Annotated in this window: 10 protein-coding genes and 2 pseudogenes; 5 read left to right on the forward strand and 7 right to left on the reverse strand. The window is 59.4% G+C overall.

The window, feature by feature from the left end; all coding sequences use genetic code 11:
- Positions 1 to 130 precede the first annotated feature (130 nt).
- Positions 131 to 1432 carry an ATP-binding protein gene (locus tag JMY24_RS35130; protein ID WP_128596586.1) on the reverse strand — a complete coding sequence of 434 codons (1302 nt, stop codon included), beginning with the start codon at positions 1430 to 1432 and terminating at the stop codon, positions 131 to 133.
- A gap of 948 nt (positions 1433 to 2380) precedes the next feature.
- On the opposite strand from JMY24_RS35130, the gene JMY24_RS35135 reads away from it, so the two are divergent.
- Together JMY24_RS35135 and JMY24_RS35140 are read left to right on the forward strand one after the other, a co-directional pair.
- On the forward strand, positions 2381 to 2530 hold the full coding sequence (locus JMY24_RS35135) for a hypothetical protein (protein WP_201703823.1): 150 nt from the start codon (positions 2381 to 2383) through the stop codon (positions 2528 to 2530).
- 193 nt (positions 2531 to 2723) lie between these two features.
- Positions 2724 to 3344, forward strand: coding sequence for a hypothetical protein (locus JMY24_RS35140; RefSeq protein WP_164853682.1), 621 nt, complete (start codon positions 2724 to 2726; stop codon positions 3342 to 3344).
- 543 nt (positions 3345 to 3887) lie between these two features.
- Here JMY24_RS35140 and JMY24_RS35145 read toward each other — a convergent pair.
- Positions 3888 to 4403 carry a hypothetical protein gene (locus tag JMY24_RS35145; protein ID WP_128596589.1) on the reverse strand — a complete coding sequence of 172 codons (516 nt, stop codon included), beginning with the start codon at positions 4401 to 4403 and terminating at the stop codon, positions 3888 to 3890.
- Between the two features lie 376 nt (positions 4404 to 4779).
- Positions 4780 to 6094 (reverse strand): annotated as a pseudogene (locus tag JMY24_RS35150) (IS5 family transposase).
- A 406-nt stretch (positions 6095 to 6500) separates the two neighbouring features.
- Between JMY24_RS35150 and JMY24_RS35155 the strand changes: the two are divergent.
- Positions 6501 to 6911, forward strand: coding sequence for a response regulator transcription factor (locus tag JMY24_RS35155; RefSeq protein WP_201703825.1), 411 nt, complete (start codon positions 6501 to 6503; stop codon positions 6909 to 6911).
- 59 nt (positions 6912 to 6970) lie between these two features.
- On the opposite strand, the gene JMY24_RS35160 is transcribed toward JMY24_RS35155, so the two are convergent.
- Entirely contained in the window at positions 6971 to 7648 is a 678-nt protein-coding gene (locus JMY24_RS35160) for a response regulator transcription factor (protein WP_201703835.1), read from the reverse strand.
- 814 nt (positions 7649 to 8462) lie between these two features.
- Between JMY24_RS35160 and JMY24_RS39765 the strand changes: the two genes are divergently transcribed.
- Positions 8463 to 8600, forward strand: coding sequence for a DUF3331 domain-containing protein (locus tag JMY24_RS39765; RefSeq protein WP_413231298.1), 138 nt, complete (start codon positions 8463 to 8465; stop codon positions 8598 to 8600).
- 139 nt (positions 8601 to 8739) lie between these two features.
- On the opposite strand, the gene JMY24_RS35170 is transcribed toward JMY24_RS39765, so the two are convergent.
- Positions 8740 to 10152, reverse strand: coding sequence for a sensor histidine kinase (locus JMY24_RS35170; protein ID WP_201703827.1), 1413 nt, complete (start codon positions 10150 to 10152; stop codon positions 8740 to 8742).
- Positions 10153 to 10473: 321 nt separating this feature from the next.
- Here JMY24_RS35170 and JMY24_RS38835 point away from each other — a divergent pair.
- Positions 10474 to 10743, forward strand: a pseudogene (locus JMY24_RS38835) (IS110 family transposase); the annotation flags it as partial.
- 160 nt (positions 10744 to 10903) lie between these two features.
- Here the strand turns inward: JMY24_RS38835 and JMY24_RS35175 are convergent.
- Positions 10904 to 11488 carry an IS110 family transposase gene (locus JMY24_RS35175; RefSeq protein WP_236597684.1) on the reverse strand — a complete coding sequence of 195 codons (585 nt, stop codon included), beginning with the start codon at positions 11486 to 11488 and terminating at the stop codon, positions 10904 to 10906.
- 212 nt (positions 11489 to 11700) lie between these two features.
- Positions 11701 to 12090: a response regulator gene (locus tag JMY24_RS35180; protein WP_128596593.1), complete on the reverse strand. Its 390-nt coding sequence runs from the start codon at positions 12088 to 12090 to the stop codon at positions 11701 to 11703.
- Positions 12091 to 13079: the final 989 nt, after the last annotated feature.

Genomic DNA, 13079 nt, shown 5'->3' on the forward strand with positions numbered 1-13079 from the left:
ACCTGAAAAAATGGCCATCTCATCAAATGCTCACGCTGCCCTGCCGGACCTTTGGGCGGGGCTCGAGGATCACATTAAATCGTAGTCTTTACGACACGACGACGGTGCAGTCATCGCGCTGACAAGCCCGTTAAGGAATGGGAATTTGCACCACGACCTTGAGTCCGGACGGTGCATTCTGGAAGAGATCGAGCGTGCCGCCATGCTGCTGTGCGATGTGCTCCGCTATCGCGAGACCGAGGCCGCTTCCGCCCTTTCGATCCGCCTCAGAGCCGCGCCTGAATGGTTGCTTTATCAACGACAGAAGCGCTTGAGGCACACCCGGTCCCCGATCCTCAACCGCAATCGAGAGAGTTCGCGCGTCGATGGCAGTCCTGACTGCAAGCCCGACCTGACCGTGCACGACCGCGTTCTGCATCAGGTTCATCAGAAGGCGCTGCATGCCAACCGGTCGGAACGCAACAGGTGGCAATTCCGCGAGCGACAATTCGAAGGTGCGACCGAGACCTGCATAGTCGGCAGCGAGCTGTTCGATCAGCGCGTTCAGATCGCCGTGCGTCGCCGGTTCGCTATCCCACCCACGGGCGAAATCGATAAACTGCTGGACGATCGTGTCGATCTCCTCGACAAAGCGTTCCGCGCTGGCGGCCGGGGCCTCGAATGACTCCGGTGCGAAGATGGCCATGCGCAGCTTGGTCAGCGGCGTGCGGATATCGTGCGATATGCCCGCAAGCATTTCGGCGCGCGTCGCTTCGAGATCTTCGAGCGTCGACGCCATCCGGTTGAACGCCTCTTCCACTGTTGCCAGCTCGCGCGGGCCGCTCACGGGAACCGCTTCGGGCCAGACGCCACGCTCGATGGTGCCGGCAGCGCGCGCCAGCCGGCGCAGCGCCTGTTCGACCGGCCGGTGGATCAGATAGGCCCCAAGAGCAGGAAGGATAGCCGCACTTAACAACAGGCCGATCAGCGCCCAAGGCAGCGTACTGCTCATGGCCGACGTTCCACGCAGCGCCACCCAGTACCGCTCGTCCTGCACATGTAGACGCACCCAGATCCGGTGCCCGTCGCGCTCCCAGCGAAGCTGTTCGTCCGGGGCAAGTTCCGATGCCAGTCGACCGAAGAAGCGGTGCGCCATGTAGTCGGGAGGCAACCCGTCGTGAGCCTGTGGCGGCGGCAGTTCACCCTGGGGCGCTCGATTCATTTCGAGCAGTTGCCGGTTTCGCTCGTCCTCCGGCAGGACTGACAACAGCCGGTCCAGGATCCGGATCTGCGATGCCACGAGCGCTGCCCCATCGTCAACTCTCGGCTTCTGGATAAAGTTCAGATAGACGCCAAAGACCAGGATCTGACTTGTCAGCATCAGTACAATCAGCAGCAATACGTTGCGCGCGAAAAGGGAACCCCGCCATACCGACTTGCCGCTTCCTTTCATCTCGCTCTCTCGACGACCTGCTACGCAGGTTATACATAAAACAGTCAGGTGCCTTTGGAATTCGATTGACCGGTCCCGGGACCGCGGCCGGTCCTCTGCATCGTTGCCTGGGAAAGACACTTATCCACTTGCGCGGTCATGCCCTACAGCGCGCCCAAAAAGTTGGCGGACGAATTGCCATAGCGTCGCGCGAGCCGCGCCAAGGCCATCAGTGCCGCATACTGCACTGTGCACTGTGATGCCAGGTTACTGAACGATCGTGAAGGTGTCACGGCGGGGGATAATCGTTTCGGTGCACGTCCATTCAGGCTGATGTACCCTCCGAGCGCAAGTGCACTCAGGACGACCAGCAGCACAAAGTCGGCAACCCACAGACCCCGACGAGCAGCCCTGGCGCCGAAGTGATGTGCAACATTGCTTTGCGGCTTTGGCGGACGGGGGTGATGTATCGCACGAGACAGGTACGGCGCAGACATTTCACAACCAGTGACCGGCCACCCAGACCCCACCTACCCAGTGACCAGGCATCCAGACGCGACGCGGCCCCCTAACTACAATCACAGGACGACGTGGCATGACGACGACCGCCATGGGAGGTCGGGGCGCTGGCACAACCGTCACAACCGGCGCGACTGCCGGTGGCACGGCTGCAGCATAACCATTTTGCACGACCACGGTCGGCGGCGCATAGACAGGTACCGCAGGAACGACCGCGACGGGAGCCGGCACGCCGACACCGACGACCACGCCGGCGAATGCCGAAGCAGTCATGGATGTGAGCAGAGCCCCGCCCGCCAGCATGGCAAACCATCGAGTTTTCATGAGCATCTTCCTTTACAGAGAGGACACGAGGTGTATCGCGCGCCGAGAAGAGAATGTACAGAGATCGCGACCTCAAATCTGTTGGAAAGGTGTGTCAAAAAATGTCACTTTGGCACCGGCGCGGAAATGATCGCCTTATTTGCACCAAATCCCTTGCCAGCAACTTACGCCAAAGACACTGCGACGCTCAAAAAACTGCCCGAACAACAGGCCATCGCCGAGCTGATAGAAACCAGACGGCGGCCTCCTGATCTGGCCACGCATCAGCCAGACTGAGCAGGACTCCCTGGATGCAACCTGTCGCAGGTTATACAGATTTCTTAGAGCACGTGTTCCGTCCGTCAGGGAGCATCCCGAACCCCGAAACCCATCGCAACGCATAGGCGACGAAGCCATCGTGGGAGTGCGTACGACTGTCGCGTTCTAACCGGCTCGCACATCGTGCTAAGCCAAATACGGATGACATCGTTTGACATGCTTTGCTAACACCTGGTGTCGTCCAATTCGTTTAGATTTCCCCATCGAATCGCCACATCCCGACGCTTACTCGCACCGCCCTTATCCAAACTTGGTCTCTTTCCCCGGGATTGCCTATGCCGCCCCGGTCGATTCGGGCGACGAATGTACAGGAAGCGTGTCGAGAAAAAGCGAAGTCGACTTGCGCTTGAGCCGCGGGCTTCCCGTCGCCAACCAGCTTCCCGTATATAAGGGGATCATTATGTACGAGCCTCTATTGATTGAACCACTGCAGGAAGGCGGACTGGACGCGCTCCGCGTCGTCATCGGAAACAGCGCGGCTCTGCTTGGCGCCAACGAGATAGAAGAGCTGATCAGGTATCTCGGTCACCTCCGCGCTCAAATGCTACCAGCGCCGCCGCCAGCACCGGTGGAATCCGTGACTTACACGCTCGAAGTCGACCCGTCCTGGCATGTCGATAAGAGCCCTTTATTGGAAGGTTCCACCGTTCTGATGCTTCGGCACGCTGGCTTTGGCTGGATCGCATTTTCACTGCCTCCGCAGAGCATCGCGAAACTGCAAGCCGCGCTGACTGTGCGGCCGCCTTTTGCGATGAGCCCGGTGGCAAATTAAACTGAGTTAAGGTCGAAAGTGGTGTTCGAGGTGAGGCACGGATTTGAAGGCGGTGGCGGTTTAGCTGAGAATGGGGTTCTGGTAATCATCTAGCCGGCCTCCCTCCGTTCGACGCGAACGGCTGGCGCAAAGTCGGGGTGCGAACACCAACGTGACGCACAGGAGCTCGCCGCGCGCTTTAAGGCATGACATCGCTACACTGACCTCACCCAAGATCCGTCCGCATTTTGGGTACGAGCGATTCCTCTCGGCTACCTTGTCGTCAGTCTTTTAACTTCACAGCGCCCTTCAACAGAAGAACAGCAGTTTCCGTCGCAACATGGCAAAGATAGGTTGCCTGACATCCGGCACGACGATCTCTGAACCACGTGCAGCTGGTGAGATCAGGCAGCCCGGCGGAGACCGATAAGCGGTTACTGGATGCAGACTTGACAGAGGTCAACCGTTCTCCGGTAAACATTCCGGTTAAGCCAAGGGACAAACGTATATTCGTCGTATGCGTTTGCGCCGATGTAGATCCAGTGGTGCAAGAAGTTGTCCATGTCAGTCACCTTGGCTTGAAGTCTGGCGAAAAGTGTTGTCTGCGCTTGTAATGCGCGGCGACATCACGGGTAATGGGGACGCGTCCTTCCCGGTGTGGCGGCCGCGGCGATGGCTTCTCTCTGCGGAGACAAAGGTGCAGGTGAGAAAGAGCGCTTTGGTTGCGCAGTCGATGAAAGACACCGCCGGTTGGAGCAGCGAGTCGTTGAACTGGAGGGCAATGGTCGGTGCGACCGCCAGTATGCTCATCGCGCAGAGAAAGCAGAAAAAGGGACGTGCGATTCGTGCTTCGAGCACGACCGCGAGCCCGGACACAATCACGATCAACCGTGTGCCTATGATCATGGCGAGCGCGGTGCCGCTGTCTGTCATTGCGAAGTCCAAAGCTGTCTCGATCAGTGTCCACCAGCAGACGACGAGCGCTGCAATAATGACCGCGGGCCCTGGCGGCGCGCGGCAGCCGCTCGCGTTCGGGTCCGTATGCGGAACAAAGCGATGACCCGTATGTTTGCTGATCATGGTTCAACCTTCGCACGGGCAGGTTGAGACGAGAATGCGTCTTTGCAACCAATTTACGAATTACTTGCTGTAGACGCGTGAACAGGTTGCAACGCATTGGTTCCGATAGTCGCGACAGAGGACCTGTCATAACTTCGAAGTAGTCACGCTCCAAGCCGCACCGCCTATGGTTGCCAAGATAGGACGAAGATCGGTATCGAATCCATTCTGCGAGCGTTTGGACTTCTGCCAACCGTTGTTTGCCGCAGATATACGCCGGTATCGCCCTGGCTACCGTCGGGCTGGAGGAGAGGTGCCGCAGGTGCAGGTTTCTTTCCCGGTCGCTACCGAAGCAAGGTAGTCGACCCTGAACAATTCGTTTTGTCGGCAGCTCAAGTTACACTGTTGAGATAGTGGCAACGGTACGGTTGAGCAAAGCGATGAGAACGAGGGCGTAAAAAAGCCTCAGTTTCCTGAGGATCATTCGCAGGTTGTGACCTGCGCCGCACAGCACCGCGTGCATCGCATCGCCCAAGGCGCCTTTTAGCCAGTTCTGATCGAGTTTTCCATCGGCCTTCATGTGGCCGATGGCTGGTTCGATGGCGCTTCGCCGCCTGATCATCGCACGTAGTCCGCGTGTGATGCCGCGCCGCAAACCCGGGTGGTAGATCTTCACGCCGTCGATGGCAACGCCCTTGTAACCACGATCCACGACTGCCACCTCGGGCTTCGCGTCGCTCAGGATCGCGGTCTGTTCCAGCGCTTCAGCCAGCGTATGCCCGTCGTACGGATTGCCCGGCATCGAGCGCATGCCGACCACCAGCCCTTCCTTGTGTGTCGTCGTGATCGACACTTTCACGCCGAACTCGTAAGGGGTGCGTGCCTTGCCCTTGGCCAGACATTCGACTTCGGGCGCGTGCAGCGCATACAGCTTGTTCTTGTCCTTTGGTTTTTGCGACAGGATGCGCTTCGTGCGCGCAATCAGTTCCAGCAGCGCCTCATGGCCGCTGTCGCCCACCTGAGCGGCTTGCCGTTCCACGTCGCGCATGACGCGGCCGACCCGGGAGCGCAGCGTACGCAGTGCCTTTCTCATCCGTTTGAACTGCTTCGCGTGCGCGTAGCGGCCAATCTGCAACGCCAGCCGTGGTGCCTCGCGGTTGTAGTTCTGCCTGAGCTTCGGTCCGTGCCGCGCCGCTGCCTTCGCCAGATGCTCACGGCATCGCTCCAGCAACCGGGAATCGGTCGGATGCGCGATCGCTTTCTGCATGACCGTGGTGTCAACGATCACGCGCTTCACGCTCGAAGCCTTGATCACGCCGGCACGTTTGGCTGCCTCAATCGTTTCCGCCAGCAGTTCCTCAATCGCCCAGTCGTGCGCGCCAGCGCGTCAGGCTCGACGGATCAATCGGGGGCTCGGTCTGCAAAATTGGTCTCGCCAGTGAACACCCGCCAGTACCGGTTCTCTACCCGTTGCCAGACCACCTCTTCGTCGGACAGGTCGAACGCGTGCTGCAAATACAGCAGCCCGGCAATCAGGTGCGGCGACGTTGCCGGTCGCCCCTTGTGCGACACGAAGCTCTCGCTCATCGACACAGCCAACCGATCCCAGTTGATCAGATCGGCCAGTCGCACTAGCGGTGCTTCAGGTTGATCTGCTCGCGCAGCGGTTGCCGGAAAAAATCTCGCTCAGTTACAGGCGTCTTCGGACCCATCCGCACCTCGCCAGAATTGCAGGATTCACGCATCAATATGCCAGGTCCCTGCAATTCCGACAACACCATTTCGGACTCAAATCCTCACCGAACAAGGCTCTCCGGGTTGTTCAAGACGAACAAGGTAGCGTCATGCGGCCCGAGGGCATTTCCACGATACGACTGCTTGTTGATCAGCAACGGTGGCGTTTTGGGATTGAGAACAATGCGGGCCGCCCGGCATAGTGCGGCGACAACCTCGAACGGACAGAAGCGGCGTTTTGAGGATTGCGCACGCCAAGCCGCAATGTCGTGCCGAGCTTCGGGCTATTCATTCCGGAAGGGATAGCGCAACATACGCCGGTATAATGGACAGGTCGATGCTCGATGGTCTAGTTTGGACAGGCTAAGCTTAGACAGCCAACTCATGCCCCCAAGAAATCCATCCAGCCAACCACTGCCGACTCCCGTCATTGGGACGGTCTGGATCATCGACGACGATGAATCGTCGCGACTCGCAATCGAAAGCCTTGTGCAGTCGATTGGCTATTCGACGCAGGTTTTTTCGCTGGCGGCCGACTACCTGGCGGCTCGCACCTCTCATCTGCGCACCGAGAATGGAGTTCTGATTTCCGACATCCGCATGCCCGGGATGTCAGGCCTGGAGTTGCTCGACCGTCTTGTCGTGCTGGGCGCGGCGCCGCCGACAATCTTCGTGAGCGCGTTCCCCAGCGACGGGTTGCGTTTGCAGGTGCAGGCGAGCCCGGCTGTCGCGCTCCTCGACAAACCGGTGGACGCGGTAGCCTTGAAGAGGGAACTCGCAAATATCCGGATCTGAATAGCGAGCGCAAGGCCGGAGCCGTGTCGAACTCCTCTGTCACGGTCTCGAGATAGCGCTCAGGGGCGCGGACGTCCCTGCTGGGGTCCAATGTCGAGTGCGGCCGCCTTGAACACAAGGTCCGCGAGGGAGTGCGCGCCCATCTTCCTCATCACCTGACCGCGATGGATCTTGACGGTGATTTCGCTTACGTTGAGCTGGACGGCAATGTGCTTGTTCAGCATTCCGCTTACGACTAGCGCCAGGATGTCGCACTCGCGCGGCGTGAGCGACTTATAGGCCGCGCGAAGAACATTCAGGCTGAGTTCCTTCTCGAGGCGCTGTGCGTCTTTGGATATTGCCTCGGAGATCGCGTCGAGCATATCCTGGTCGCGGAAAGGCTTCGGGAAAAAATGGAACGCGCCAGCTTTCATTGCACGCACCGACATTTCCATGTCCCCGTGACCGGTCATAAAAAGCACCGGCATATGTAATCCCTCGCGCGTCATTGCCTGCTGGAAGGCCAGCCCGCTTTCACCTTTCAGCCTGACATCGAGGATGAGACAGCTAGGGCTAGGACTCCCGGGTTTGCGAAAATCCAGGAATTCGCGGACGGAACCGAACGTCTCGACGCAATAGCCCACTGATTCCAGCAAGTCTCGCAACGCCAGACGCATGGACTCTTCGTCGTCCACAACGAAAACTGTGGAGCCGGGGATTCCGCTCGTGGACGACGGCGCATGCCTATCGTTAGCCATAACAAGCTCCTCGAAGAGCGCCCGAAGGCTCAGACATTTCGCTTGCCGGATGGGGACGCGTCGCGGCCGATCCAAGCAATGAGACGCTGAGAAGTATGACACGGCGTAGCCCAAGGTATGACGTCAATGTCCAAACGCAGCTTTGCAGCCGCTCGCGGGGATCCGTATGCTGGAATCGACGTCTGGAAGGGTCGCACGAATGGTTGAGCATAAAAACCGGACTGGCTTGCAACATATGGAGAGGAATATGTCGTTGCATCCCAAGAGTGCTTCAGCACCATATCTCTATGCCACGGACAGGCGCGGCCCGGCGCGGTCAGCACGGCCCGGCCGGCGTGCGCAACGGCGCGCAGCAGACGATGCAGAACATTCTTCGCGCCTGGCCGATGCATGCTTGGCATCACGAACGCAGCGGCCAGCCGCAGTTACGGCCTGACGAGACGCAGACTGTGAATAATGGATAACTCGCCAGCATGCCCGTCGCGGGAAGAGATCGGCGCGCGCTGCCCTTCGCCGCCTTCAGAGTCCAGAAGCAATGCTAACCCGATCGCTTTCGCAAGGAGTTTCGACGTGCTGGCAAACGCAAACGTGATGGATCCGGGGCGCAGACCATCTGTCTGCTGGACACGCCTTCGCGCCTGTTGGCCGCTGTGGAAGGGGCCGAGCGGCGCCGTCAGAAGGCACACTGTGCCGATGGATGCTTGACCGCCGCAGTGACGCTGATCGACCGGCCGACGTCGTCGACGGCCACGATTGCCTGGCGCGATGCGACGCGCGGCCGTTTCGGCGACCAGGCCTGGCGCGTGGCGCGCGCATGCCGGGCTTCCACGCGATGAGCGGGCAAGCGATCAATCCCGGCGACGCCGTCTACAAGCCGACCTCACGCCCAACGCCCATCAATGCGGAAGCGATGATCCCGGCCTGCGTGGTGCTCGACGCGGCGACTCTCTGAACGGCGCACATCGTTTTCAGCCGCAGCGAACGGTGCCTGCTGCAATTTGGGCGGCGCGGCGTGGAGAGCGCGTCCGCAGCTTTGCGTGCGATAATTCGGCCGTCGAAGTGTTTGGGGGAAACCCTTATCCGCGTCAGGGTCAAGCTAGATGCGCCGGAGCAGCACCAGAAGATTCACATCGTTCGACTGGCACGGTCAACCGGAATACCGCTCCGCGAGGCTGGTTTTGCTCAGCGTCGATGCGTCCGCCGTGGGCCTCCGCAATCGACCTGCAGATTGCAAGCCCCATGCCCATTCCCTCCGCTTTCGTCGTATAAAACGACTCGAACACGTGTGGGAGGTCTGCTTCGTTCATTCCGACGCCCGTGTCGCGGACCTCTATGAAGGCATAGCCGTGCGCGTCAACTCCGGTCGTAACCGTCAGTATGCGGTGGTTGTCGACGACGCCATGCATTGCCTCGATGGCATTCACGACCATGTTGATCAGCACCTGCTGCACCTGAACGCGGTCGCCGCTGATTGAGAGCGAGCCTTGCTTGAGTTCGCGCACTAACTGAATGCCGTTGCGTGTGACGTCGGAGCGGGTCAGTGCAATCACTTCGTCCACCGCCTCGTTCATGTCCCAGCGTTCAGCACGCGTCGGCGCCTTCTTAACAAGCGAACGCACGCGAGCGATAACCTCGACCGCGTGGTTACCATCATGGACGATGCGGGCGATCGCCTGAGCAGCTTTCCGCGTCGCCGGCGGCTCGTGATCGAGCCAATTCAGCGCAGCCGTCGCGCTCGTCATCATCGCCGCGATCGGCTGCTTCATCTCGTGCGCGATCGACGCCGTCATCTCGCCCAGGACCAGCACCCGATTCATTCGAACCAGGTCGGACCGCGCCTGCTCCAGCGCGTCCTCGAGCCGTACGCGCTCGGTGATGTCGTTGTTGGTCTCGAGGACCATGGAAGCGCGCCCGGCCGCATCCCGCTGCAAAGTGAGACGGCAACTCACGATGCACGGGGCGCCGTCGGCGCGAAGCCTGGCGAACTGACCTTCCCAGCTATCGTGCTGATGAAGCCGGTCAACGATCTGCTCAAGCGGTACGACGAATTGCGTGTTTAGCAATGTGTGCACGACCTTGCCTATGGCCGCTGCCCGGTCGAAGCCGTACAGTGCTTCGGCGCCACGGTTCCAGTACAGGACCTTCCCGCTCATGTCCCACGTAAAGAAAGCATCGCGCGTCAGTTCGAGCAGGCTGGCCTGATATCGGTGCCGCTGTTCTGTGCGAAGCCGACGCATGGTGAGAACAGTCACCAGTGCAATCGTGAGATTGCTGATCACCTCATTTACAATGCCCTCCAGGATGGAGCCGGCAGGGCGGGTGAGCCCCCAACTGATCACCGCGAGCGCGATGCAGCCTATGCCCACCAGCATGACTGTGCGCGTCGATCCGAATCTCGCCGACAGCAGCACAACAAGCACATACAACGTGGCAACTGCGATGTCGAGGACCGTGATGGTATCGGCGAAGAAGATCAGCAACGCCAGTATCAACATTGCGATCATCGGCCATCCATTAGGGAAACGACGGACATTCATTTTCGTCTGGTCTCAGATGGACGCGAAACACCGACGGACGTAAATGCCGCGTTGGTTCAGCGCTCAATCGACGGTTCAGGAAGGCGCACGAACGAATCTGTCTTGTCGCGACAGTATAGATCGCGCGACATGTGACCGGATAGGTCACGGTCGCCCGCTCCCCGGGGTCTGCGCTGATCGCTGTGCGCCGCAAAACTACGGTCGCCGACAGCGCGGAGAACGTTGCGTATGCCAGTAATGGCAGCTTGTAACGAGGCGCCTAATTAATCAGTCAGCAGTCTCGACAAGGGCTTCGACTGTATGTAGTGCGCACCATCGCTCATCCCGCGCAAGCCCGACGAGCCTGTCAAGACAGACCGGCGCGCCGCCATCAAGCTGGTGCGTTCCCGCGAGCCGGCGATCTGTCCGCCCGTGCATGTGCAAACGGTGGAAGACGAAGCGTTTCGCGATCTGGCCCGCGGTTGATCATCGTCATGGGAGGGCCTTAAACAGGCACGATGCCGACTGCAGTCGTTTCTGCTCCAGCATGGCGCGAACTACATTGGACGTGCGGACTTTATATGGGCTCGCTTGGCTCACGGTCGCTCGTACAGCGGTAGCTAACCACCGCCTGCCACGGTGACTTGACCCACCACCATACCACGCCGTTCTCATTCTCGACTCCACAGTCAGGGTTGCGCAAGGTAACGTTGCACTGGCAAACAGGTAAGACCTGGACTCAAACAACTGTGTGCACAAGTTCAAACGCTCGAAGAATGGATTTGGCGAGCGTCACATCAGGCGCAAAACCGAGCGCATTTACCTGCTCGTCGCTCAGATGCTTGATCACTTCTCCGGTCATCCGCTGACCTGTCTGTCGGGAAAGCAGGTTTTCGATTGAGAGTATCTGTGCGGTCCGGCAGCGCACCAATTGCATTCGTTTGCGCGAGAGGTCCCGTACTGGCCGCTCTTCTGCTGGATAAATGTAGCCTTCTGGCAATAGCCCCAGACGCAGCAGTTGCGCCAGATGGGCTGCATCGGTGAAGTCACCGCTGTATTTCAGGCCCTCGTACTGCCTGATTGCCGCTGGGTTCGCGAGATGGACCTGATAGCCATCCTCCATTAACTCATCCACCAGCCAGTACCGGTTGAACGTCGCTTCGATGACCACCCCGACCAGTTCGGGCCGGTACGGTGCCAGAGCGGCCCGAATCTGGAGCGCATCGTTCGGTAACCGCCTCTGGTAGACAACCCGGTCCGTTTCATCGCTGACCACGACCACACTGTTGTTCGAGTGCAGGTCGATTCCACTAAACTTGTTCATGCCGGCCTCCTGTGCGTCACGTCGGTGTTCGCACCTCCGACTCTACGCCAGCCGTTCGAGTCGAACGGAGGGGGCCGGCTATATGATTATCAGCACCCTTCGCAGGGCCCAAGCCGCGACGGCGACGGCCCGTCGAGGCACGTCAACCCGCTGTGCCACAGGTGTAACGCGGTACTGAGCCGAGCGGTCAACGACCGATTCTTCACCGGCCCTCAAACGGTATGCAGGCGCGAGCGGCAGGACTGGAGCTGGTCCACACACAACCGACGTGCCGTATCCACAAAGACGTCCACCTGGCAGGGCTTTCGGAGGAAAACAGACCAGCTGATTTCGCCTGCCGCAGGTTGTTCGATAGAACTATGAATAACAATCGGCAGACCTGCCAGCCGGCGTTGACCTCTTATCTCGCGGCACAGCTCACCCCCGTGCATCCGTGGCATCGTCCAGTCCGTGATAACGAGGGTGGGTAAATGATGTTCGAGGCGTTCAAGCGCCCGCTTACCGTTCTCCGCGCAAAGCACGTGGAAGCCTTCGAGCTCAAGTATCAGTTGCCAGGCGGACCTGATATCCGGCTCATCATCGACCAACAATATTGAAAACATGCGTCGGCTCTCTGTTGGCCATTGAGGTGTGGAACGACTGCGCGAACTCCAGTGGGGAACAGCGCAGCGCGGTTGAGTCGCCTGCTTCGTTGCTCGCCGGATTTGGCCAGGGACGTCAAGCCACTTCGCCTTCGACTTCCGAACGTACCAATTCCGAAGTCCGACACAAGAATTGACCGCCGCGACACTGTAAAGCGGCGCTAATCGGCCGGGCGCTCCATTCGGACCCTGTGCTCGTCGTAACAGGCGCGAAGCGTCTCAGGGTCCGGCATCCGCATCGTCAGCAATGCGCAATCGGGGTCATCACTGCCGTAACCAGAATCGTCCGTGACAGTCACCACCATATCGCGGAAAGAGTCATAGCAAATATATGGATACGTGTCCACGACCCACCTGAAGGCATCGACGAAGTCGTCAAACGCTCGAAGCCCGCGGTAGTCGTCATATACGCCCTCGAATCCATGAATCCCCAGCCCGTTCCACGCGCCTCCCAAGATGCAAATGCAGGTAAGCGTGCTAGATGCATATTCTCCGGCTTTCATTGACATCCCCCAGCTTCGAGAATCACAAGGCGGGCGGCGGTGGCCCATACACAGTCGCGGGAACCCCGATATCTGGTCCGACATCGACGCGGGCCATAGCTGCCCCAGGAAGGGTAGGTGCGAATGGCGCCAAGCCCTATTGCATATGCCAGGTGTTGGGACATCATTTCGTCGCCTCATACTCGAATCGATGCGCACACTTGCCGACTCCTCGCATAGCCCACACTGTTCAATCCAATCCAGGGCAACGGACGGTTTAAGCGCGCGGTCGACAATCTGAGGGGTTTGAGCGGCAAACGCGAGCGCATTGAGGTCGGGTGCGAGGAGGTGAACTTTACGAGAACCAAAACGAACCGAAGCAATAACCAGGTATGCGATTGCAGCCGCTGCACTCATATATTGGCAATGCGGTCGTGCGAGTACCGAGCACAGGTTACCCACCCTATT

This window comes from Paraburkholderia kirstenboschensis, from assembly GCF_904848585.1.
GTDB lineage: Bacteria > Pseudomonadota > Gammaproteobacteria > Burkholderiales > Burkholderiaceae > Paraburkholderia > Paraburkholderia kirstenboschensis.

Excerpts from the sequence above, each read along its gene's own strand:
- JMY24_RS35130 (WP_128596586.1), bottom strand. The coding sequence starts at position 1,432 with ATGAAAGGAAGCGGCAAGTCGGTATGGCGGGGTTCCCTTTTCGCGCGC.
- JMY24_RS35135 (WP_201703823.1), top strand. The coding sequence starts at position 2,381 with ATGATCGCCTTATTTGCACCAAATCCCTTGCCAGCAACTTACGCCAAA.
- JMY24_RS35145 (WP_128596589.1), bottom strand. The coding sequence starts at position 4,403 with ATGATCAGCAAACATACGGGTCATCGCTTTGTTCCGCATACGGACCCG.
- JMY24_RS35155 (WP_201703825.1), top strand. The coding sequence starts at position 6,501 with ATGCCCCCAAGAAATCCATCCAGCCAACCACTGCCGACTCCCGTCATT.
- JMY24_RS35160 (WP_201703835.1), bottom strand. The coding sequence starts at position 7,648 with ATGGCTAACGATAGGCATGCGCCGTCGTCCACGAGCGGAATCCCCGGC.
- JMY24_RS39765 (WP_413231298.1), top strand. The coding sequence starts at position 8,463 with ATGCCGGGCTTCCACGCGATGAGCGGGCAAGCGATCAATCCCGGCGAC.
- JMY24_RS35170 (WP_201703827.1), bottom strand. The coding sequence starts at position 10,152 with ATGATCGCAATGTTGATACTGGCGTTGCTGATCTTCTTCGCCGATACC.
- JMY24_RS35175 (WP_236597684.1), bottom strand. The coding sequence starts at position 11,488 with ATGAACAAGTTTAGTGGAATCGACCTGCACTCGAACAACAGTGTGGTC.
- JMY24_RS35180 (WP_128596593.1), bottom strand. The coding sequence starts at position 12,090 with ATGTTTTCAATATTGTTGGTCGATGATGAGCCGGATATCAGGTCCGCC.